Raw genomic sequence first — 15,633 nt, 5'->3', positions numbered from 1 at the left:
TTAGTAGGGATAAGTTTTCCCCACACTTTGCCATCTGGTACTACACTTTGTGTACTGGAAGCGGAGGGTATACCTATGAAAGGCGATAAAAAGATAATTGCACATCTCAATAAGCTACTCGGAAACGAGCTGGTTGCCATCAATCAATATTTTCTTCATGCCCGAATGTTTAAAAACTGGGGGCTGATGCGCCTTAATGATAAGGAGTATCACGAATCCATAGACGAAATGAAGCATGCGGACAAATACATAGAACGTATTTTATTCCTCGAAGGTATTCCTAACTTACAGGACTTGGGTAAGTTGAATATTGGTGAAGATGTAGAGGAAATTCTGAAATCTGATTTAACTCTTGAATTAGCAGGGGCGAAGGATCTGCGTGAAGGCATTGCCTATGCGGATTCTATCCATGATTATGTCAGCCGTGATTTATTGAAAGAAATCCTGGCTGATGAAGAAGGGCATATTGATTGGCTTGAAACTGAACTTAGCCTGATTTCCCGCTTGGGCATACAGAACTACTCGCAGGCTCAGTTGGCAAAAGACTAAATCCCCGCAAGATAGTTTCTTTATTCAGCCTGAAAGAGTGAGAATCCTCATCGGACTCACTCTTTTTTCTTGTTAGTTCCCCGGAAAATAACTATTTCCCTTCTTATTTCCTTCTTATTCAAATTATCTGGCAAGTTTCCGCATAGATTTTCAACACTGGCTTGCTTCCTGCTGGTATTTACGTATAATGCGCGGGCCTACCTAATCTTGGTGGGTCAGATTGAAACTAATCTGTCAGTCGCAGCCTTGTGTTGTTACTGAACAATACTCCCGATATGGGGGTTATATGTTGAACGATTACACTCCCCCATCAATCGAAATGGGTGCGAGGAGTAATCATTTACGTTTATAAATAATTGGAGCTCTGGTCTCATGCAGAACCAAAGAATCCGTATCCGCCTGAAAGCGTTTGATCATCGTTTGATCGATCAATCAACTGCGGAAATCGTCGAGACTGCCAAGCGCACTGGTGCGCAGGTACGCGGTCCGATCCCGCTGCCAACTCGCAAAGAGCGCTTTACCGTTCTGATTTCTCCGCACGTCAATAAAGATGCGCGCGATCAGTACGAAATTCGCACTCACAAGCGTCTGGTTGACATCGTTGAGCCAACCGAGAAAACCGTTGATGCTCTGATGCGTCTGGATCTGGCTGCTGGTGTAGACGTGCAGATCAGCCTGGGTTAATCAGGTCATTGAGCGATTGAGAGGTTGAAACAATGATTGGTTTAGTCGGTAAGAAAGTGGGCATGACGCGTATCTTCACAGAAGATGGCGTTTCAATCCCAGTAACTGTTATCGAAATTGAAGCGAACCGCGTAACTCAGGTCAAAAGCCTGGAGAACGACGGATACCGTGCTGTGCAAGTAACTACTGGTGCTAAAAAAGCTAACCGTGTTACTAAACCACAAGCAGGTCATTTCGCTAAAGCTGGCGTAGAAGCTGGCCGTGGTCTGTGGGAATTCCGCCTTCCAGAAGGTCAAGAATTTACTGCTGGTCAAGAAATTAGCGTCGAAATCTTTGCAGACGTTAAGAAAGTCGACGTTACAGGTACGTCTAAAGGTAAAGGTTTTGCCGGTACTGTTAAGCGCTGGAATTTCCGTACCCAAGATGCTACCCATGGTAACTCCTTGTCTCACCGCGTTCCGGGTTCTATCGGTCAGAACCAGACTCCGGGCAAAGTGTTTAAAGGCAAGAAAATGGCAGGCCATATGGGTGATGAACGTGTAACTGTTCAGAGCCTGGATGTAGTACGTGTTGACGCTGAGCGCAACCTACTGCTGGTCAAGGGCGCTGTTCCGGGAGCTACCGGCGGCAACCTGATCGTAAAACCGGCTGTCAAGGCGTAACGTCGAGGAGATAGGAATGGAATTGGTAATGAAAGACGCGCAAGGCGCGCTGACTGTTTCCGAAACTACCTTCGGGCGTGATTTCAATGAAGCGCTTGTACATCAGGTTGTTGTTGCTTACGCAGCAGGTGCCCGTCAAGGTACTCGTGCTCAGAAGACCCGTGCTGAAGTAACAGGTTCCGGTAAGAAGCCGTGGCGTCAAAAAGGCACCGGCCGTGCGCGTGCAGGTTCTGTAAAGAGCCCAATCTGGCGTTCAGGTGGTGTGACTTTTGCTGCGAAGCCTCAGGATCACAGTCAGAAAGTAAATAAAAAGATGTACCGCGGCGCGCTGAAAAGCATTCTGTCCGAATTGGTACGTCAAGATCGTCTGATCATTGTCGAAAAGTTCTCTGTTGAAGCACCTAAAACTAAGTTGCTGGCGCAGAAGCTGAAAGATATGGCTCTGGAAGATGTGCTGATCGTAACGGGTGAACTGGACGAGAACTTGTTCTTGGCAGCTCGCAACCTGTACAAGGTTGACGTTCGCGATGTAGCCGGTATCGACCCAGTTAGCCTGATCGCCTTCGATAAAGTGGTTATGACTGCTGATGCTGTGAAGCAAGTTGAGGAGATGCTGGCATGATTCGTGAAGAACGTCTGCTGAAAGTACTGCGCTCGCCGCATGTATCTGAAAAAGCATCCGCTGCGATGGAAAAGAATAACACCATCGTTCTCAAAGTTGCCAAAGACGCGACCAAAGCAGAAATTAAAGCTGCAGTGCAGAAACTGTTTGAAGTCGAAGTCGAAGACGTTAACACCTTGCTGGTTAAAGGCAAGAGTAAGCGTCACGGTCAGCGTGTTGGTCGTCGTAGCGACTGGAAAAAAGCTTACGTCACCCTGAAAGAAGGCCAGAATCTGGACTTCATCGGCGGCGCAGAGTAAGTCGGAGGAGTAAAACAATGGCAATTGTTAAATGTAAACCTACGTCTCCGGGTCGTCGCCACGTTGTTAAAGTGGTTAACCAGGAGTTGCATAAGGGTAAGCCTTATGCCCCGTTGCTTGAGAAATTAAGCAAAAGCGGTGGCCGTAACAACAATGGCCGTATCACTACCCGTCATATCGGTGGTGGCCACAAGCAACATTATCGTCTGGTTGACTTCAAACGCAACAAAGATGGTATCCCTGCTGTGGTTGAGCGTCTGGAGTACGATCCGAACCGTTCTGCAAATATTGCACTGGTTCTGTACAAAGACGGCGAACGCCGTTATATCCTGGCGCCGAAAGGCCTGAAGGCTGGTGACCAGATCCAATCTGGCGTTGATGCTGCAATTAAAGCAGGTAACACCCTGCCTATGCGTAACATCCCAGTTGGTTCAACGGTTCATAACGTAGAAATGAAACCAGGTAAAGGCGGCCAGTTGGCTCGTTCTGCTGGTGCATACGTTCAGATCGTTGCTCGTGACGGTTCCTACGTTACTCTGCGTCTGCGCTCCGGCGAAATGCGCAAGGTTCTAGCTGATTGCCGCGCCACCTTAGGTGAAGTCGGTAACGCTGAACACATGCTGCGTGTCCTGGGTAAAGCAGGTGCCAGTCGTTGGCGTGGTATTCGTCCTACCGTTCGCGGTACGGCGATGAACCCGGTAGATCACCCACACGGTGGTGGTGAAGGTCGTAACTTTGGTAAGCACCCGGTAACCCCGTGGGGCGTTCAGACCAAAGGTAAGAAGACCCGTAGCAACAAGCGTACTGATAAGTTCATCGTGCGCCGCCGTAGTAAAAAATAATTAGAGGATAAGCCATGCCACGTTCTCTCAAGAAAGGTCCCTTCATTGACCTGCACTTGCTGAAGAAGGTAGAGAAAGCGGTGGAAAGCGGAGACAAGAAGCCAATTCGGACTTGGTCCCGTCGTTCAACGGTCTTTCCAAATATGATCGGTTTGACCATCGCTGTCCATAATGGTCGTCAGCACGTTCCCGTTTTTGTTTCCGATGAAATGGTCGGTCACAAACTGGGTGAATTCGCGCCGACCCGTACTTATCGCGGCCATGCGGCCGATAAAAAGGCTAAAAAGCGCTAAGGTAGGAGGAAGAGATGGAAACTATCGCTAAACATCGCCACGCTCGTTCTTCTGCTCAGAAGGTTCGCTTGGTAGCGGACCTGATTCGCGGTAAGAAAGTGTCGCAAGCTCTGGAAACTCTGGCCTATACCAACAAGAAAGCTGCTGGTTTGGTTAAGAAGGTACTGGAGTCTGCCATTGCTAACGCAGAACACAACGATGGCGCTGACATCGATGATCTGAAAGTCACGAAGATCTTCGTAGACGAAGGCCCTAGCATGAAGCGCATTATGCCGCGTGCAAAAGGTCGTGCAGATCGCATCCTGAAGCGCACCAGCCACATTACTGTGGTTGTGTCCGATCGCTGAGACTCTGGAGACTAGCAATGGGTCAGAAAGTACATCCTAATGGTATTCGACTAGGTATTGTCAAAGCTTGGAACTCTACCTGGTACGCAAATACTAAAGAATTCGCTGACAACCTGGACAGCGACTTTAAAGTTCGTCAATTCCTGACTAAGGAATTAGCGAAAGCTTCCGTTTCTCGCATCGTTATCGAGCGTCCAGCGAAGAGCATCCGTGTGACTGTTCACACCGCTCGTCCTGGCATCGTTATCGGCAAGAAAGGTGAAGATGTTGAAAAACTGCGTAAGGTCGTAGCGGATATCGCTGGCGTTCCTGCACAGATTAACATCGCCGAAATCCGTAAACCGGAACTGGATGCAAAATTGGTTGCTGACAGTATCACTTCACAGTTGGAACGTCGCGTTATGTTCCGTCGTGCTATGAAGCGTGCTGTACAGAACGCAATGCGTCTGGGCGCTAAAGGTATTAAAGTTGAAGTAAGCGGCCGCCTTGGCGGTGCTGAAATTGCGCGTACCGAATGGTACCGTGAAGGTCGTGTTCCGTTGCATACACTGCGTGCGGATATCGATTACAACACATCTGAAGCGCACACCACTTATGGTGTAATCGGCGTTAAGGTATGGATCTTCAAAGGTGAGATCTTGGGTGGTATGGCTGCTGTTGAACAACCGGAACCGGCTGCTCAACCTAAAAAGCAGCAGCGTAAAGGCCGCAAGTAAGGAGAATCGCTGATGTTACAACCAAAGCGTACAAAATTCCGTAAGATGCACAAAGGCCGTAACCGTGGCCTTGCGCAAGGTACGGATGTTAGCTTCGGTGAGTTCGGCCTGAAAGCTTGTGGCCGTTGCCGCCTGACGGCTCGTCAAATCGAAGCAGCCCGTCGTGCGATGACACGTGCAATTAAGCGTCAAGGTAAGGTCTGGATCCGTGTATTCCCGGACAAGCCGATCACTGAGAAGCCGCTCGAAGTGCGTATGGGTAAAGGTAAGGGTAACGTAGAGTATTGGGTTGCCCTGATCCAGCCAGGAAAAGTTTTGTTTGAAATGGCTGGTGTCCCTGAAGAAACTGCACGTGAAGCATTTAAGCTCGCTGCAGCGAAACTGCCTGTCGGAACCACCTTTGTAACTAAGACGGTGATGTAATGAAAGCACAAGAGCTGCGTGAAAAAAGCGTTGAAGAGCTGAACACTGAGCTGCTCAACCTGCTGCGTGAGCAATTTAATTTGCGCATGCAGGCGGCTAGTGGCCAGCTGCAACAAACTCACCTGTTGAAACAAGTGCGTCGTAATGTCGCGCGTGTTAAGACTTTACTGACTGAGAAGGCGGGTGCGTAATGACTGACCAAATCCGTACTCTGCAAGGTCGCGTAGTTAGTGACAAAATGGAGAAATCCATGGTTGTTGCTATCGAACGTGTGGTGAAACACCCGATTTACGGGAAATTCATCCGTCGTACGACGAAGTTGCATGTACATGACGAGAACAATGAATGTGGTATCGGTGACGTGGTTGAAATCCGCGAATGCCGTCCACTGTCAAAGACTAAGTCTTGGACACTTGTTCGCGTTGTAGAGAAAGCGATTCTGTAATAGAGTAGCCAACTCGACATAATAAACGGCTCAGAAAGTGGGCCGTTTATTTTTTCTACCCATAATCTGGAAGCAGTGTTATAATGCTGCGCCCTCATTAATGGGGCTTTTAAACGACCTATTCTGGGTCCTAAAGTAGTAGTTGACATTAGCGGAGCACTAACATGATCCAAGAACAGACTATGCTGAACGTGGCCGACAACTCCGGTGCACGTCGCGTAATGTGTATCAAGGTTCTAGGTGGCTCGCACCGTCGCTACGCAGGCATCGGCGACATCATCAAGATCACCATCAAGGAAGCAATTCCTCGTGGCAAGGTGAAGAAAGGCGATGTTCTGAAGGCGGTAGTGGTGCGCACCAAGAAGGGTGTACGTCGCCCGGACGGTTCTGTCATTCGCTTCGATGGTAACGCTTGTGTTATTTTAAATAATAACAGCGAGCAGCCAATCGGCACGCGTATTTTTGGGCCGGTAACTCGTGAACTGCGTAATGAGAAGTTCATGAAAATTATCTCTCTGGCACCAGAAGTACTCTAAGGAGCGAACCATGGCAGCGAAAATCCGTCGTGATGACGAAGTTATCGTGCTAACCGGGAAAGACAAAGGTAAGCGCGGTAAAGTAAAGAATGTCCTGTCTGCTGGTAAGGTCATTGTTGAAGGTATCAACCTGGTTAAAAAACATCAGAAGCCGGTTCCGGCCCTGAATCAACCAGGCGGCATTGTTGAAAAAGAAGCTGCAATTCAAGTTTCCAACCTTGCGCTGTTCAACACGACAACCGGTAAGGCTGACCGTGTAGGCTTTAGATTCGAAGACGGCAAAAAAGTCCGTTTCTTTAAATCTAATAGCGAAACTATCAAGTAATTTGGAGTAATACGATGGCGAAACTGCATGATTACTACAAAGACGAGGTGGTCAAACAACTGATGTCTCAGTTTGGCTACAACTCTGTCATGCAAGTCCCTCGGGTCGAGAAGATCACCCTGAACATGGGTGTTGGTGAAGCGATCGCTGACAAGAAACTGCTGGATAATGCAGCAGCTGACTTGGCAGCAATCTCCGGTCAAAAGCCGTTTATCACCAAAGCACGCAAATCTGTTGCAGGCTTCAAAATCCGTCAGGGCTATCCGATCGGCTGTAAAGTAACCCTGCGTGGCGAACGCATGTGGGAATTCTTTGAGCGTCTGATTACCATTGCTGTACCTCGTATCCGTGACTTCCGTGGCTTGTCCGCTAAGTCATTCGATGGTCGTGGAAACTACAGCATGGGTGTGCGCGAGCAGATCATCTTCCCGGAAATCGACTATGATAAAGTCGATCGTGTACGTGGTTTGGATATTACCATTACCACTACTGCGAAGTCCGATGATGAAGGCCGTGCACTATTGGCTGCTTTTAAATTCCCATTCCGCAAGTAAGGTAGGGTTACTGATGGCTAAGCAATCAATGAAAGCACGCGAAGTCGTTCGCGTGAAACTAGCTAACAAATACCGCGCTCAACGCGAGGAATTAAAAGCTATTATCTCTGGTGTGAACTCGTCCGACGAAGATCGTTGGAATGCTGTTCTGAAGCTGCAGTCTCTGCCGCGTGATTCCAGCCCGTCCCGTCAGCGTAACCGCTGCAACCAAACTGGTCGTCCGCATGGTTTCTTGCGGAAGTTCGGGTTGAGCCGTATTAAAGTCCGTGAAACCGCAATGCGCGGTGAAATCCCGGGCCTTAGAAAGGCTAGCTGGTAATTGTCACCAATTGAATCACGGGAGTAAAGACAGATGAGCATGCAAGATCCGATCGCGGATATGCTGACCCGTATCCGTAACGGTCAATCCGCAAACAAAGTCGCGGTCACCATGCCTTCCTCCAAGCTGAAAGTGGCAATTGCCAACGTTCTGAAGGAAGAAGGTTTTATTGAAGATTTTAAAATCGAAGGCGACACCAAGCCTGTTCTGGAATTAGCACTTAAGTATTACCAGGGCAAGGCAGTGGTAGAAAGCATTCAACGTATCAGCCGTCCAGGTCTGCGCATCTATAAGAAAAAAGATGAGCTGCCAAAAGTTATGGCTGGTATGGGTATTGCTGTTATTTCTACCTCTAAAGGTGTTATGACCGATCGTGCAGCTCGCCAAGCTGGTCTTGGTGGCGAGATTATCTGCTACGTAGCTTAATTTGGGAGGAAAGAATGTCTCGTGTTGCAAAAGCACCCGTCGTCATTCCTGCCGGCGTAGAGGTAAAACTCAACGGTCAGGTTATTTCGATTAAGGGTAAGAACGGCGAGCTGACTCGTACCGTCCATAGTGCTGTTGAAGTTAAGCAAGAAGAAAATACACTGACTTTCGCTCCACGCGAAGGTGCTGTAGACGGTTGGGCCCAAGCGGGTACCACTCGTGCACTGCTTAATGCAATGGTCATTGGTGTTACCGAAGGCTTCACTAAGAAGCTTCAACTGGTAGGCGTAGGTTACCGTGCCGCAGTTAAAGGCAACGTGGTGAATTTAGCCTTAGGCTTCTCTCATCCAGTTGACCATGAATTGCCGGCTGGCATCACTGCCGAATGCCCGACCCAAACTGAAATCGTGCTGAAAGGCGCTGATAAGCAGGTGATTGGTCAGGTTGCAGCAGATTTGCGTGCCTACCGTCGTCCTGAGCCTTATAAAGGCAAGGGTGTCCGTTACGCCGACGAAGTCGTGCGTACCAAAGAGGCTAAGAAGAAGTAAGGTAACACTATGGATAAGAAAGCAGCTCGTATCCGTCGTGCGACCCGCGCACGCCGCAAGCTCAAAGAACTGGGTGCGACTCGCCTGGTGGTACATCGTACCCCACGCCATATTTACGCGCAGGTTATTGCACCAAACGGTTCAGAAATTTTGGTAGCAGCTTCTACTGTAGAAAAAGCTATCAATGAGCAATTGAAGTACGCCGGCAACAAAGATGCCGCAGCAGCTGTAGGCAAAACTATTGCTGAGCGCGCATTGGAAAAAGGGATCACGAAAGTATCCTTTGACCGTTCCGGTTTCCAATATCATGGTCGAGTCCAGGCACTGGCAGATGCTGCCCGTGAAGCTGGCCTTCAGTTCTAAGGTAGAGGTGTAAGATGTCACACATCGAAAAACAAGCTGGCGAACTGCAGGAAAAGCTGATCGCGGTAAACCGCGTATCTAAAACCGTAAAAGGTGGCCGTATTTTCAGCTTTACCGCACTGACAGTAGTTGGTGATGGTAACGGTCGCGTTGGTTTTGGCTACGGCAAAGCACGCGAAGTTCCGGCAGCGATCCAAAAAGCGATGGAAAAAGCCCGTCGCGCTATGATTAATGTTGCATTGAATAGCGGTACCCTGCAGCACCCAGTTAAAGGTGCTCACACAGGTTCTCGTGTATTCATGCAACCAGCTTCTGAAGGTACCGGTATTATCGCCGGTGGTGCAATGCGCGCCGTCTTGGAAGTTGCAGGGGTTCATAACGTATTAGCCAAGGCATATGGTTCCACTAACCCGATCAATGTGGTTCGTGCAACTATTGCAGCTCTGGAAGATATGAAATCCCCAGAAATGGTCGCTGCTAAGCGTGGTAAATCCGTCGAAGAAATTCTAGGGAAATAACCATGGCAAAGACTATTAAAGTAACTCAAACAAAAAGCAGTATCGGTCGTTTGCCAAAACATAAGGCAACTCTGATCGGTTTAGGTCTGCGTCGTATTGGTCATACTGTAGAGCGTGAGGATACTCCTGCTGTGCGTGGTATGGTCAACTTGGTTTCCTACATGGTTAAAGTTGAGGAGTAACAGATGCGTTTAAATACTCTGTCTCCGGCTGAAGGTGCCAAGCATGCGCCGAAGCGTGTAGGTCGTGGTATCGGTTCTGGCCTGGGTAAAACTGCTGGTCGTGGTCACAAAGGTCAGAACTCACGTTCTGGTGGTGGCGTACGTCGTGGTTTTGAAGGTGGTCAGATGCCTTTATATCGTCGTTTGCCGAAATTCGGCTTCACCTCTCGCAAAGCTATGATCACGGCAGAAGTTCGTCTGTCTGAACTGGCTTTAGTGGAAGGCGACGTAATCGACCTGAACACGCTGAAAGCCGCTAACGTTGTTGGTATCCAGATTGAGTTCGCGAAAGTTATGCTTTCAGGCGAAATCACTCGTGCGGTAACTCTTCGTGGTCTGCGTGTCACCAAAGGCGCTCGTGCTGCTATCGAAGCTGCTGGCGGTAAAATTGAGGAATAAGTAGCAGATGGCTAAGCAACCAGGATTAGATTTTCAAAGTGCTAAAGGCGGATTAGGCGAACTGAAGCGCAGACTTTTGTTTGTTATCGGTGCGCTTATTGTTTTCCGTATCGGCTCTTTTATTCCGATTCCTGGTATCGATGCCACTGTGCTTGCTAAATTGCTCGAGCAGCAGAGAGGGACCATCATTGAAATGTTTAACATGTTCTCTGGTGGTGCTCTCAGTCGTGCTTCTATCTTTGCCTTGGGTATCATGCCATATATTTCGGCATCCATTATTATCCAATTGCTAACGGTGGTTCATCCAGCGTTGGCAGAAATAAAGAAAGAAGGGGAAGCTGGCCGTCGTAAGATTAGTCAGTATACCCGCTATGGCACGTTGGTATTGGCTATATTCCAGTCGATCGGTATTGCTACCGGTTTGCCGAATATGCCTGGGATGCAAGGTCTGGTAATCAATCCAGGCTTTGCTTTCTACTTTACCGCTGTTGTTAGCTTGGTCACAGGGACGATGTTCCTGATGTGGCTTGGTGAACAGATTACTGAGCGTGGTATCGGTAACGGTATTTCAATCATAATCTTTGCTGGTATTGTTGCCGGTCTTCCACCTGCAATAGCCCATACCATCGAGCAAGCTCGGCAAGGCGAACTGCACTTCCTCCTGTTGCTGTTGGTTGCAGCATTAGTGTTTGCAGTAACCTTCTTCGTTGTTTTCATTGAACGTGGTCAGCGTCGTATTGTCGTTAACTATGCTAAACGTCAACAAGGTCGTCGTGTTTATGCGGCACAGAGCACACACTTACCGTTGAAAGTGAATATGGCAGGGGTTATCCCAGCAATCTTCGCTTCCAGCATAATTCTGTTCCCAGCTACGATTGCATCATGGTTTGGGGGCGGGACAGGTTGGAACTGGCTGACGACTATTTCGATGTATTTGCAGCCGGGACAACCGCTTTATGTGTTACTCTATGCGTCTGCAATCATCTTCTTCTGTTTCTTCTACACGGCGTTAGTGTTCAACCCGCGTGAAACAGCAGATAACCTGAAGAAGTCCGGTGCATTCGTGCCAGGAATTCGTCCGGGAGAGCAAACGGCGAAGTACATCGATAAAGTAATGACGCGTCTAACCTTAATTGGTGCGATGTATATTACTTTCATCTGCCTGATCCCGGAGTTCATGCGTGACGCGATGAAAGTACCATTTTACTTTGGTGGTACCTCCCTACTTATTGTAGTGGTGGTCATCATGGACTTTATGGCTCAAGTGCAAACTCTGATGATGTCTAGTCAATACGAGTCTGCATTGAAGAAAGCAAACCTGAAAGGTTATAACCGCTAATCAGGAATGTTTTAGAAGTTACGGAGAGTAAAAATGAAAGTTCGTGCTTCCGTCAAGAAATTATGTCGTGACTGCAAAATTGTTAAGCGTAACGGTGTCGTTCGCGTAATCTGCAGTGCCGAACCAAAGCATAAACAGCGTCAAGGCTGATTTATCTTGCATATTTTTCTTGCAAAGTTGGGTTGAGCTGGCTAGATTAGCCAGCCAATCTTTTGTATGTGACTGCAATACTATTTGAGTATCCTGAAAACGGGCTTTTCAGAATGGTATTGCTGTATAAAATAGTAGGAGTGCATAGTGGCCCGTATAGCAGGCATTAACATTCCTGATCAGAAACATACCGTTATCGCTTTAACAGCGATCTTCGGCATCGGCAAAACGCGTTCACAGGCTATATGTGTCGCAACGGGTATTGCTGAAAATGTTAAGATCAGTGAGCTGTCTGAAGAGCAAATCGAGAAGCTGCGTGACGAAGTTGCCAAGTACGTTGTAGAAGGTGATCTGCGTCGTGAGGTGACCCTGAGCATCAAGCGTCTGATGGACCTTGGGACTTATCGTGGTTTGCGTCATCGTCGTGGTCTACCAGTTCGCGGTCAGCGTACTAAGACCAACGCACGTACCCGTAAGGGTCCGCGTAAACCGATCAAGAAATAATCGGGGTGATTGAATAATGGCAAAGGCACCTATTCGTGCACGCAAGCGTGTAAGAAAGACAGTCTCTGACGGTGTGGCTCATATCCATGCTTCTTTCAACAACACCATCGTTACCATTACAGATCGTCAAGGTAACGCATTGGGTTGGGCAACAGCAGGTGGTTCCGGTTTCCGTGGATCTCGTAAGTCTACTCCGTTTGCAGCGCAAGTTGCAGCAGAGCGCTGCGCTGACGCAGTGAAAGAATACGGTATCAAGAATCTGGAAGTTATGGTTAAAGGACCTGGTCCGGGCCGTGAGTCTACTATCCGTGCGTTAAACGCGGCTGGTTTTCGCATCACTAATATTACTGATGTGACTCCGATCCCTCATAACGGTTGTCGTCCGCCGAAAAAGCGCCGCGTATAACGCTGCTTTTAGGTTTGTTGGAGATAGAAAATGGCAAGATATTTGGGGCCTAAGCTCAAGCTGAGCCGTCGTGAGGGCACAGACTTATTCCTTAAGTCTGGCGTTCGCGCGATTGACACCAAGTGTAAGATCGAACAACCACCTGGCCAGCACGGTGCGCGTAAACCGCGTCTGTCTGACTACGGTGTGCAGTTACGTGAGAAACAAAAAGTTCGCCGTATCTATGGTGTTCTAGAACGTCAATTCCGTAACTACTATAAAGAAGCAGCACGTCTGAAAGGCAACACAGGTGCAAATCTGTTACAACTGCTGGAAGGGCGTCTGGATAACGTAGTTTACCGTATGGGCTTTGGCGCAACTCGTGCTGAATCACGTCAGCTGGTGAGTCATAAAGCTATCATGGTAAATGGTCGCGTTGTTAACATCGCTTCTTATCAGGTATCTCCGAATGACGTAGTCAGCATCCGTGAGAAAGCTAAAAAGCAGTCTCGTGTTAAGGCAGCTTTGGAGCTGGCTGAGCAGCGTGAAAAGCCGACTTGGCTGGAAGTTGATGCTGTCAAGATGGAAGGTGTGTTCAAACGTATTCCTGAACGTACTGATCTGTCTGCGGACATTAACGAACACCTGATCGTCGAGCTTTACTCCAAGTAAAGCTTAGTACCAAAGAGAGGACACAATGCAGGGTTCTGTGACAGAGTTTCTAAAACCGCGCCTGGTAGATATCGAGCAAGTCAGTTCGACGCATGCCAAGGTGACCCTTGAGCCGTTAGAGCGTGGCTTTGGCCATACTCTCGGCAACGCACTGCGCCGTATTCTGCTTTCATCTATGCCGGGTTGCGCTGTGACCGAGGTTGAGATTGATGGTGTACTACATGAGTACAGCACCAAAGAAGGCGTACAGGAAGATATCCTGGAGATCCTGCTCAACCTGAAAGGGCTGGCGGTGAGAGTTCAGGGCAAAGATGAAGTTATTCTTACCCTGAATAAATCTGGCATTGGCCCTGTGACTGCAGCCGATATCACCCATGATGGTGATGTCGAAATCGTCAAGCCGCAGCACGTTATCTGCCACCTGACCGATGAGAACGCATCTATTAGTATGCGTATCAAAGTTCAACGTGGTCGTGGTTATGTGCCGGCTTCTGCCCGAATTCATTCGGAAGAAGATGAGCGCCCGATTGGTCGTCTGTTAGTAGATGCATGCTATAGCCCTGTAGAGCGAATTGCCTACAATGTTGAAGCAGCGCGTGTAGAACAGCGTACCGACCTGGACAAGTTGGTTATCGAGATGGAAACTAATGGTACGATCGATCCTGAAGAGGCGATCCGCCGTGCGGCAACTATCTTGGCTGAACAGCTTGAAGCTTTCGTTGACTTACGTGATGTACGTCAGCCGGAAGTTAAAGAAGAGAAGCCAGAGTTCGATCCGATCCTGCTGCGCCCTGTTGACGATCTGGAATTGACTGTCCGCTCTGCTAACTGCCTCAAGGCAGAAGCTATCCACTACATCGGTGATCTGGTACAGCGTACCGAGGTTGAGTTGCTGAAAACGCCGAACCTGGGTAAAAAATCTCTTACTGAGATTAAAGACGTGCTTGCTTCACGTGGTCTTTCTTTAGGCATGCGCCTAGAAAATTGGCCACCAGCTAGCATTGCTGACGAGTAACCGGATCACAGGTTAAGGTTTTACTGAGAAGGATAAGGTCATGCGCCATCGTAAGAGTGGTCGTCAACTGAACCGTAACAGCAGCCATCGCCAGGCTATGTTCCGTAACATGGCCGGCTCTTTGGTTCGTCATGAGATAATCAAGACGACCCTGCCGAAAGCGAAAGAGCTGCGTCGCGTTGTTGAGCCGCTGATTACTCTTGCCAAGACCGACAGCGTAGCTAATCGTCGTCTGGCATTCGCCCGTACTCGTGATAACGAGATCGTGGCAAAACTGTTTAACGAGCTAGGCCCGCGTTTTGCGAGCCGCGCCGGTGGTTACACTCGCATTCTGAAGTGTGGTTTCCGTGCAGGCGACAACGCACCGATGGCTTACATCGAGTTAGTTGATCGTGCTGCATCGCAAGCAGAAGTAGTTGCTGCAGAGTAATCTGTAAACGCGTAAAAAAACCGGGCTTGCCCGGTTTTTTTACGTCCATAATTTAGTGATCTATGTTTATCCCCTTCGTATCTTGCCAATCACTTCTTATTATTTGGCTACTAATCCTTTCATCTTAGCCATCTTTCGATTTGTAGGATTTGATCTCTTAGGAACAATTTGGGATTAATTAATAGGCTAAAAATACATTATTGATGTCCAATAAAAGGGACACTCGATAATTTGCCAGGAAATGGTAAACCATTAGAACTAGATTATGACACCTCTGTCTCTCTTGATTTGAGAATCGAGTAAAGGTGACTAAAATATGTATCTTGTCCCCTGAATTGGAAGATCATCAGGAAGCACTTACTATTACTGAATGATTGTCATTGGATGATAACTACCGAATGTGTATAGATCTTGGCTTTTATTGGTGCTGAGATTACAACAAACAAGGTTTAGTACTGACTTTGCACATAAAGAGTATCAGCACAAAGCTGTAGATAAACGTTCAAAAGAGGAATGACGAAATGTTAAAAATTGGGCAGATTGCTAAACTTGCCGATGTTACACCAGATACTATTCGTTATTATGAGAAGCAAGGCATGATGGATCATGGGAAACGTACCGAAGGCGGTTATCGACTTTATAACGAACAGGATTTACAGCGTTTACGATTTATTCGTTATGCGAAACGGCTCGGGTTTACATTAGAAACTATCGCTGAGTTACTGTCGATCCGCGTCGATCCTGAACATCATACATGCCAGGAATCAAAGGCGATTGTTGACTCTCGTCTACACGACGTGGAAAGTAAAATTACTGAGCTGAAGAGAATGCGTGAGTCACTAAAACGACTGAGTAATGCCTGTTGTGGAAGTACCCATGCCACAACTTATTGCTCTATTTTAGAGGCCCTGGAGCAGGGAGCTGCTGAGGAGTTGTCTAGAGACTAAATTTTTTAGATGAGTAGTTTAAAACTGATTACATCAGCAGTATTATTCGTAGGGTGAATAGACCCGGGTTTCGTAGACACTTTTTTGCCTCATAATGGAG

The 15,633-nt window shown here is 48.0% G+C and carries 30 protein-coding genes; all 30 read left to right on the top strand.

Annotation, left to right across the window (positions count from 1 at the left end):
• Positions 1 to 75: 75 nt before the first annotated feature.
• The 30 genes from bfr (at position 76) to zntR (ending at position 15,533) form a co-directional block, all read left to right on the top strand.
• The gene (gene bfr / locus AEP37_RS08420) at positions 76 to 549 is read left to right on the top strand and encodes a bacterioferritin (protein ID WP_049612323.1); all 474 of its coding nucleotides are present in this window, start codon (positions 76 to 78) and stop codon (positions 547 to 549) included.
• A 372-nt stretch (positions 550 to 921) separates the two neighbouring features.
• Positions 922 to 1,233 carry a 30S ribosomal protein S10 gene (rpsJ, locus tag AEP37_RS08415; protein WP_001181005.1) on the top strand — a complete coding sequence of 104 codons (312 nt, stop codon included), beginning with the start codon at positions 922 to 924 and terminating at the stop codon, positions 1,231 to 1,233.
• 32 nt (positions 1,234 to 1,265) lie between these two features.
• A complete protein-coding gene (gene rplC / locus AEP37_RS08410) occupies positions 1,266 to 1,895 on the top strand; it encodes a 50S ribosomal protein L3 (RefSeq protein ID WP_049612319.1) in 630 nt (209 codons plus the stop codon).
• 16 nt (positions 1,896 to 1,911) lie between these two features.
• Positions 1,912 to 2,517 carry a 50S ribosomal protein L4 gene (gene rplD / locus AEP37_RS08405; protein WP_004702326.1) on the top strand — a complete coding sequence of 202 codons (606 nt, stop codon included), beginning with the start codon at positions 1,912 to 1,914 and terminating at the stop codon, positions 2,515 to 2,517.
• Positions 2,514 to 2,816, top strand: coding sequence for a 50S ribosomal protein L23 (gene rplW / locus AEP37_RS08400; protein WP_002213423.1), 303 nt, complete (start codon positions 2,514 to 2,516; stop codon positions 2,814 to 2,816). The genes rplD and rplW overlap by 4 nt, the downstream gene beginning before the upstream one ends.
• Before the next feature lie 17 nt (positions 2,817 to 2,833).
• The gene (gene rplB / locus AEP37_RS08395; RefSeq protein ID WP_004391424.1) at positions 2,834 to 3,658 is read left to right on the top strand and encodes a 50S ribosomal protein L2; all 825 of its coding nucleotides are present in this window, start codon (positions 2,834 to 2,836) and stop codon (positions 3,656 to 3,658) included.
• 14 nt (positions 3,659 to 3,672) lie between these two features.
• Positions 3,673 to 3,951 carry a 30S ribosomal protein S19 gene (gene rpsS / locus AEP37_RS08390; RefSeq protein ID WP_002213430.1) on the top strand — a complete coding sequence of 93 codons (279 nt, stop codon included), beginning with the start codon at positions 3,673 to 3,675 and terminating at the stop codon, positions 3,949 to 3,951.
• Between the two features lie 14 nt (positions 3,952 to 3,965).
• The gene (gene rplV, locus AEP37_RS08385; protein ID WP_004391423.1) at positions 3,966 to 4,298 is read left to right on the top strand and encodes a 50S ribosomal protein L22; all 333 of its coding nucleotides are present in this window, start codon (positions 3,966 to 3,968) and stop codon (positions 4,296 to 4,298) included.
• Positions 4,299 to 4,315: 17 nt separating this feature from the next.
• Positions 4,316 to 5,014, top strand: coding sequence for a 30S ribosomal protein S3 (gene rpsC / locus AEP37_RS08380; protein WP_049612317.1), 699 nt, complete (start codon positions 4,316 to 4,318; stop codon positions 5,012 to 5,014).
• A gap of 12 nt (positions 5,015 to 5,026) precedes the next feature.
• Positions 5,027 to 5,437 carry a 50S ribosomal protein L16 gene (gene rplP / locus AEP37_RS08375; protein WP_002218940.1) on the top strand — a complete coding sequence of 137 codons (411 nt, stop codon included), beginning with the start codon at positions 5,027 to 5,029 and terminating at the stop codon, positions 5,435 to 5,437.
• Positions 5,437 to 5,628: a 50S ribosomal protein L29 gene (gene rpmC / locus AEP37_RS08370; RefSeq protein WP_002218942.1), complete on the top strand. Its 192-nt coding sequence runs from the start codon at positions 5,437 to 5,439 to the stop codon at positions 5,626 to 5,628. The genes rplP and rpmC overlap by 1 nt, the downstream gene beginning before the upstream one ends.
• On the top strand, positions 5,628 to 5,882 hold the full coding sequence (rpsQ, locus tag AEP37_RS08365) for a 30S ribosomal protein S17 (protein WP_002228135.1): 255 nt from the start codon (positions 5,628 to 5,630) through the stop codon (positions 5,880 to 5,882). The genes rpmC and rpsQ overlap by 1 nt, the downstream gene beginning before the upstream one ends.
• A gap of 164 nt (positions 5,883 to 6,046) precedes the next feature.
• Positions 6,047 to 6,418 carry a 50S ribosomal protein L14 gene (rplN, locus tag AEP37_RS08360; protein ID WP_002213325.1) on the top strand — a complete coding sequence of 124 codons (372 nt, stop codon included), beginning with the start codon at positions 6,047 to 6,049 and terminating at the stop codon, positions 6,416 to 6,418.
• Positions 6,419 to 6,428: 10 nt separating this feature from the next.
• Positions 6,429 to 6,743: a 50S ribosomal protein L24 gene (gene rplX, locus AEP37_RS08355; protein ID WP_049612315.1), complete on the top strand. Its 315-nt coding sequence runs from the start codon at positions 6,429 to 6,431 to the stop codon at positions 6,741 to 6,743.
• 14 nt (positions 6,744 to 6,757) lie between these two features.
• Positions 6,758 to 7,297 (top strand): 50S ribosomal protein L5, encoded by a 540-nt coding sequence (rplE, locus tag AEP37_RS08350; protein WP_004391419.1) that lies wholly within the window; start codon positions 6,758 to 6,760, stop codon positions 7,295 to 7,297.
• Positions 7,298 to 7,310: 13 nt separating this feature from the next.
• The gene (gene rpsN, locus AEP37_RS08345) at positions 7,311 to 7,616 is read left to right on the top strand and encodes a 30S ribosomal protein S14 (protein WP_032906605.1); all 306 of its coding nucleotides are present in this window, start codon (positions 7,311 to 7,313) and stop codon (positions 7,614 to 7,616) included.
• A gap of 33 nt (positions 7,617 to 7,649) precedes the next feature.
• Positions 7,650 to 8,042: a 30S ribosomal protein S8 gene (gene rpsH, locus AEP37_RS08340; protein WP_049612312.1), complete on the top strand. Its 393-nt coding sequence runs from the start codon at positions 7,650 to 7,652 to the stop codon at positions 8,040 to 8,042.
• A 14-nt stretch (positions 8,043 to 8,056) separates the two neighbouring features.
• Entirely contained in the window at positions 8,057 to 8,590 is a 534-nt protein-coding gene (gene rplF, locus AEP37_RS08335; protein WP_005159860.1) for a 50S ribosomal protein L6, read from the top strand.
• A gap of 9 nt (positions 8,591 to 8,599) precedes the next feature.
• Entirely contained in the window at positions 8,600 to 8,953 is a 354-nt protein-coding gene (gene rplR, locus AEP37_RS08330) for a 50S ribosomal protein L18 (RefSeq protein WP_002213336.1), read from the top strand.
• Between the two features lie 14 nt (positions 8,954 to 8,967).
• Entirely contained in the window at positions 8,968 to 9,471 is a 504-nt protein-coding gene (gene rpsE, locus AEP37_RS08325; protein WP_025381731.1) for a 30S ribosomal protein S5, read from the top strand.
• Between the two features lie 2 nt (positions 9,472 to 9,473).
• Entirely contained in the window at positions 9,474 to 9,653 is a 180-nt protein-coding gene (rpmD, locus tag AEP37_RS08320) for a 50S ribosomal protein L30 (RefSeq protein ID WP_002213339.1), read from the top strand.
• Between the two features lie 3 nt (positions 9,654 to 9,656).
• On the top strand, positions 9,657 to 10,091 hold the full coding sequence (gene rplO / locus AEP37_RS08315) for a 50S ribosomal protein L15 (protein ID WP_004702343.1): 435 nt from the start codon (positions 9,657 to 9,659) through the stop codon (positions 10,089 to 10,091).
• Positions 10,092 to 10,098: 7 nt separating this feature from the next.
• Positions 10,099 to 11,430, top strand: coding sequence for a preprotein translocase subunit SecY (gene secY / locus AEP37_RS08310; RefSeq protein ID WP_049612307.1), 1,332 nt, complete (start codon positions 10,099 to 10,101; stop codon positions 11,428 to 11,430).
• A 33-nt stretch (positions 11,431 to 11,463) separates the two neighbouring features.
• Positions 11,464 to 11,580 (top strand): 50S ribosomal protein L36, encoded by a 117-nt coding sequence (gene rpmJ, locus AEP37_RS08305; protein WP_049612305.1) that lies wholly within the window; start codon positions 11,464 to 11,466, stop codon positions 11,578 to 11,580.
• Positions 11,581 to 11,727: 147 nt separating this feature from the next.
• Positions 11,728 to 12,084 carry a 30S ribosomal protein S13 gene (gene rpsM / locus AEP37_RS08300; protein WP_049612303.1) on the top strand — a complete coding sequence of 119 codons (357 nt, stop codon included), beginning with the start codon at positions 11,728 to 11,730 and terminating at the stop codon, positions 12,082 to 12,084.
• Between the two features lie 16 nt (positions 12,085 to 12,100).
• Positions 12,101 to 12,490 (top strand): 30S ribosomal protein S11, encoded by a 390-nt coding sequence (gene rpsK / locus AEP37_RS08295; protein ID WP_004709234.1) that lies wholly within the window; start codon positions 12,101 to 12,103, stop codon positions 12,488 to 12,490.
• Between the two features lie 30 nt (positions 12,491 to 12,520).
• The gene (rpsD, locus tag AEP37_RS08290) at positions 12,521 to 13,141 is read left to right on the top strand and encodes a 30S ribosomal protein S4 (RefSeq protein ID WP_002218949.1); all 621 of its coding nucleotides are present in this window, start codon (positions 12,521 to 12,523) and stop codon (positions 13,139 to 13,141) included.
• 25 nt (positions 13,142 to 13,166) lie between these two features.
• The gene (locus AEP37_RS08285) at positions 13,167 to 14,156 is read left to right on the top strand and encodes a DNA-directed RNA polymerase subunit alpha (protein WP_002438685.1); all 990 of its coding nucleotides are present in this window, start codon (positions 13,167 to 13,169) and stop codon (positions 14,154 to 14,156) included.
• Positions 14,157 to 14,196: 40 nt separating this feature from the next.
• The gene (rplQ, locus tag AEP37_RS08280; RefSeq protein ID WP_004391407.1) at positions 14,197 to 14,586 is read left to right on the top strand and encodes a 50S ribosomal protein L17; all 390 of its coding nucleotides are present in this window, start codon (positions 14,197 to 14,199) and stop codon (positions 14,584 to 14,586) included.
• A 521-nt stretch (positions 14,587 to 15,107) separates the two neighbouring features.
• Positions 15,108 to 15,533, top strand: coding sequence for a Zn(2+)-responsive transcriptional regulator (gene zntR / locus AEP37_RS08275; protein WP_049612300.1), 426 nt, complete (start codon positions 15,108 to 15,110; stop codon positions 15,531 to 15,533).
• Positions 15,534 to 15,633: the final 100 nt, after the last annotated feature.

The sequence above is a fragment of the Yersinia pekkanenii genome, assembly GCF_001152565.1.
Classification (GTDB): Bacteria; Pseudomonadota; Gammaproteobacteria; order Enterobacterales; family Enterobacteriaceae; genus Yersinia; species Yersinia pekkanenii.
Note: the sequence above shows the minus strand (reverse complement) of the source record. Positions and strands in the feature narration are given on the sequence as shown.

What these genes read in the sequence shown, in the direction of transcription:
- bfr (WP_049612323.1), top strand. Translation starts at nt 76, where the DNA reads ATGAAAGGCGATAAAAAGATAATTGCACATCTCAATAAGCTACTCGGA.
- rpsJ (WP_001181005.1), top strand. Translation starts at nt 922, where the DNA reads ATGCAGAACCAAAGAATCCGTATCCGCCTGAAAGCGTTTGATCATCGT.
- rplC (WP_049612319.1), top strand. Translation starts at nt 1,266, where the DNA reads ATGATTGGTTTAGTCGGTAAGAAAGTGGGCATGACGCGTATCTTCACA.
- rplD (WP_004702326.1), top strand. Translation starts at nt 1,912, where the DNA reads ATGGAATTGGTAATGAAAGACGCGCAAGGCGCGCTGACTGTTTCCGAA.
- rplW (WP_002213423.1), top strand. Translation starts at nt 2,514, where the DNA reads ATGATTCGTGAAGAACGTCTGCTGAAAGTACTGCGCTCGCCGCATGTA.
- rplB (WP_004391424.1), top strand. Translation starts at nt 2,834, where the DNA reads ATGGCAATTGTTAAATGTAAACCTACGTCTCCGGGTCGTCGCCACGTT.
- rpsS (WP_002213430.1), top strand. Translation starts at nt 3,673, where the DNA reads ATGCCACGTTCTCTCAAGAAAGGTCCCTTCATTGACCTGCACTTGCTG.
- rplV (WP_004391423.1), top strand. Translation starts at nt 3,966, where the DNA reads ATGGAAACTATCGCTAAACATCGCCACGCTCGTTCTTCTGCTCAGAAG.
- rpsC (WP_049612317.1), top strand. Translation starts at nt 4,316, where the DNA reads ATGGGTCAGAAAGTACATCCTAATGGTATTCGACTAGGTATTGTCAAA.
- rplP (WP_002218940.1), top strand. Translation starts at nt 5,027, where the DNA reads ATGTTACAACCAAAGCGTACAAAATTCCGTAAGATGCACAAAGGCCGT.
- rpmC (WP_002218942.1), top strand. Translation starts at nt 5,437, where the DNA reads ATGAAAGCACAAGAGCTGCGTGAAAAAAGCGTTGAAGAGCTGAACACT.
- rpsQ (WP_002228135.1), top strand. Translation starts at nt 5,628, where the DNA reads ATGACTGACCAAATCCGTACTCTGCAAGGTCGCGTAGTTAGTGACAAA.
- rplN (WP_002213325.1), top strand. Translation starts at nt 6,047, where the DNA reads ATGATCCAAGAACAGACTATGCTGAACGTGGCCGACAACTCCGGTGCA.
- rplX (WP_049612315.1), top strand. Translation starts at nt 6,429, where the DNA reads ATGGCAGCGAAAATCCGTCGTGATGACGAAGTTATCGTGCTAACCGGG.
- rplE (WP_004391419.1), top strand. Translation starts at nt 6,758, where the DNA reads ATGGCGAAACTGCATGATTACTACAAAGACGAGGTGGTCAAACAACTG.
- rpsN (WP_032906605.1), top strand. Translation starts at nt 7,311, where the DNA reads ATGGCTAAGCAATCAATGAAAGCACGCGAAGTCGTTCGCGTGAAACTA.
- rpsH (WP_049612312.1), top strand. Translation starts at nt 7,650, where the DNA reads ATGAGCATGCAAGATCCGATCGCGGATATGCTGACCCGTATCCGTAAC.
- rplF (WP_005159860.1), top strand. Translation starts at nt 8,057, where the DNA reads ATGTCTCGTGTTGCAAAAGCACCCGTCGTCATTCCTGCCGGCGTAGAG.
- rplR (WP_002213336.1), top strand. Translation starts at nt 8,600, where the DNA reads ATGGATAAGAAAGCAGCTCGTATCCGTCGTGCGACCCGCGCACGCCGC.
- rpsE (WP_025381731.1), top strand. Translation starts at nt 8,968, where the DNA reads ATGTCACACATCGAAAAACAAGCTGGCGAACTGCAGGAAAAGCTGATC.
- rpmD (WP_002213339.1), top strand. Translation starts at nt 9,474, where the DNA reads ATGGCAAAGACTATTAAAGTAACTCAAACAAAAAGCAGTATCGGTCGT.
- rplO (WP_004702343.1), top strand. Translation starts at nt 9,657, where the DNA reads ATGCGTTTAAATACTCTGTCTCCGGCTGAAGGTGCCAAGCATGCGCCG.
- secY (WP_049612307.1), top strand. Translation starts at nt 10,099, where the DNA reads ATGGCTAAGCAACCAGGATTAGATTTTCAAAGTGCTAAAGGCGGATTA.
- rpmJ (WP_049612305.1), top strand. Translation starts at nt 11,464, where the DNA reads ATGAAAGTTCGTGCTTCCGTCAAGAAATTATGTCGTGACTGCAAAATT.
- rpsK (WP_004709234.1), top strand. Translation starts at nt 12,101, where the DNA reads ATGGCAAAGGCACCTATTCGTGCACGCAAGCGTGTAAGAAAGACAGTC.
- rpsD (WP_002218949.1), top strand. Translation starts at nt 12,521, where the DNA reads ATGGCAAGATATTTGGGGCCTAAGCTCAAGCTGAGCCGTCGTGAGGGC.
- AEP37_RS08285 (WP_002438685.1), top strand. Translation starts at nt 13,167, where the DNA reads ATGCAGGGTTCTGTGACAGAGTTTCTAAAACCGCGCCTGGTAGATATC.
- rplQ (WP_004391407.1), top strand. Translation starts at nt 14,197, where the DNA reads ATGCGCCATCGTAAGAGTGGTCGTCAACTGAACCGTAACAGCAGCCAT.
- zntR (WP_049612300.1), top strand. Translation starts at nt 15,108, where the DNA reads ATGTTAAAAATTGGGCAGATTGCTAAACTTGCCGATGTTACACCAGAT.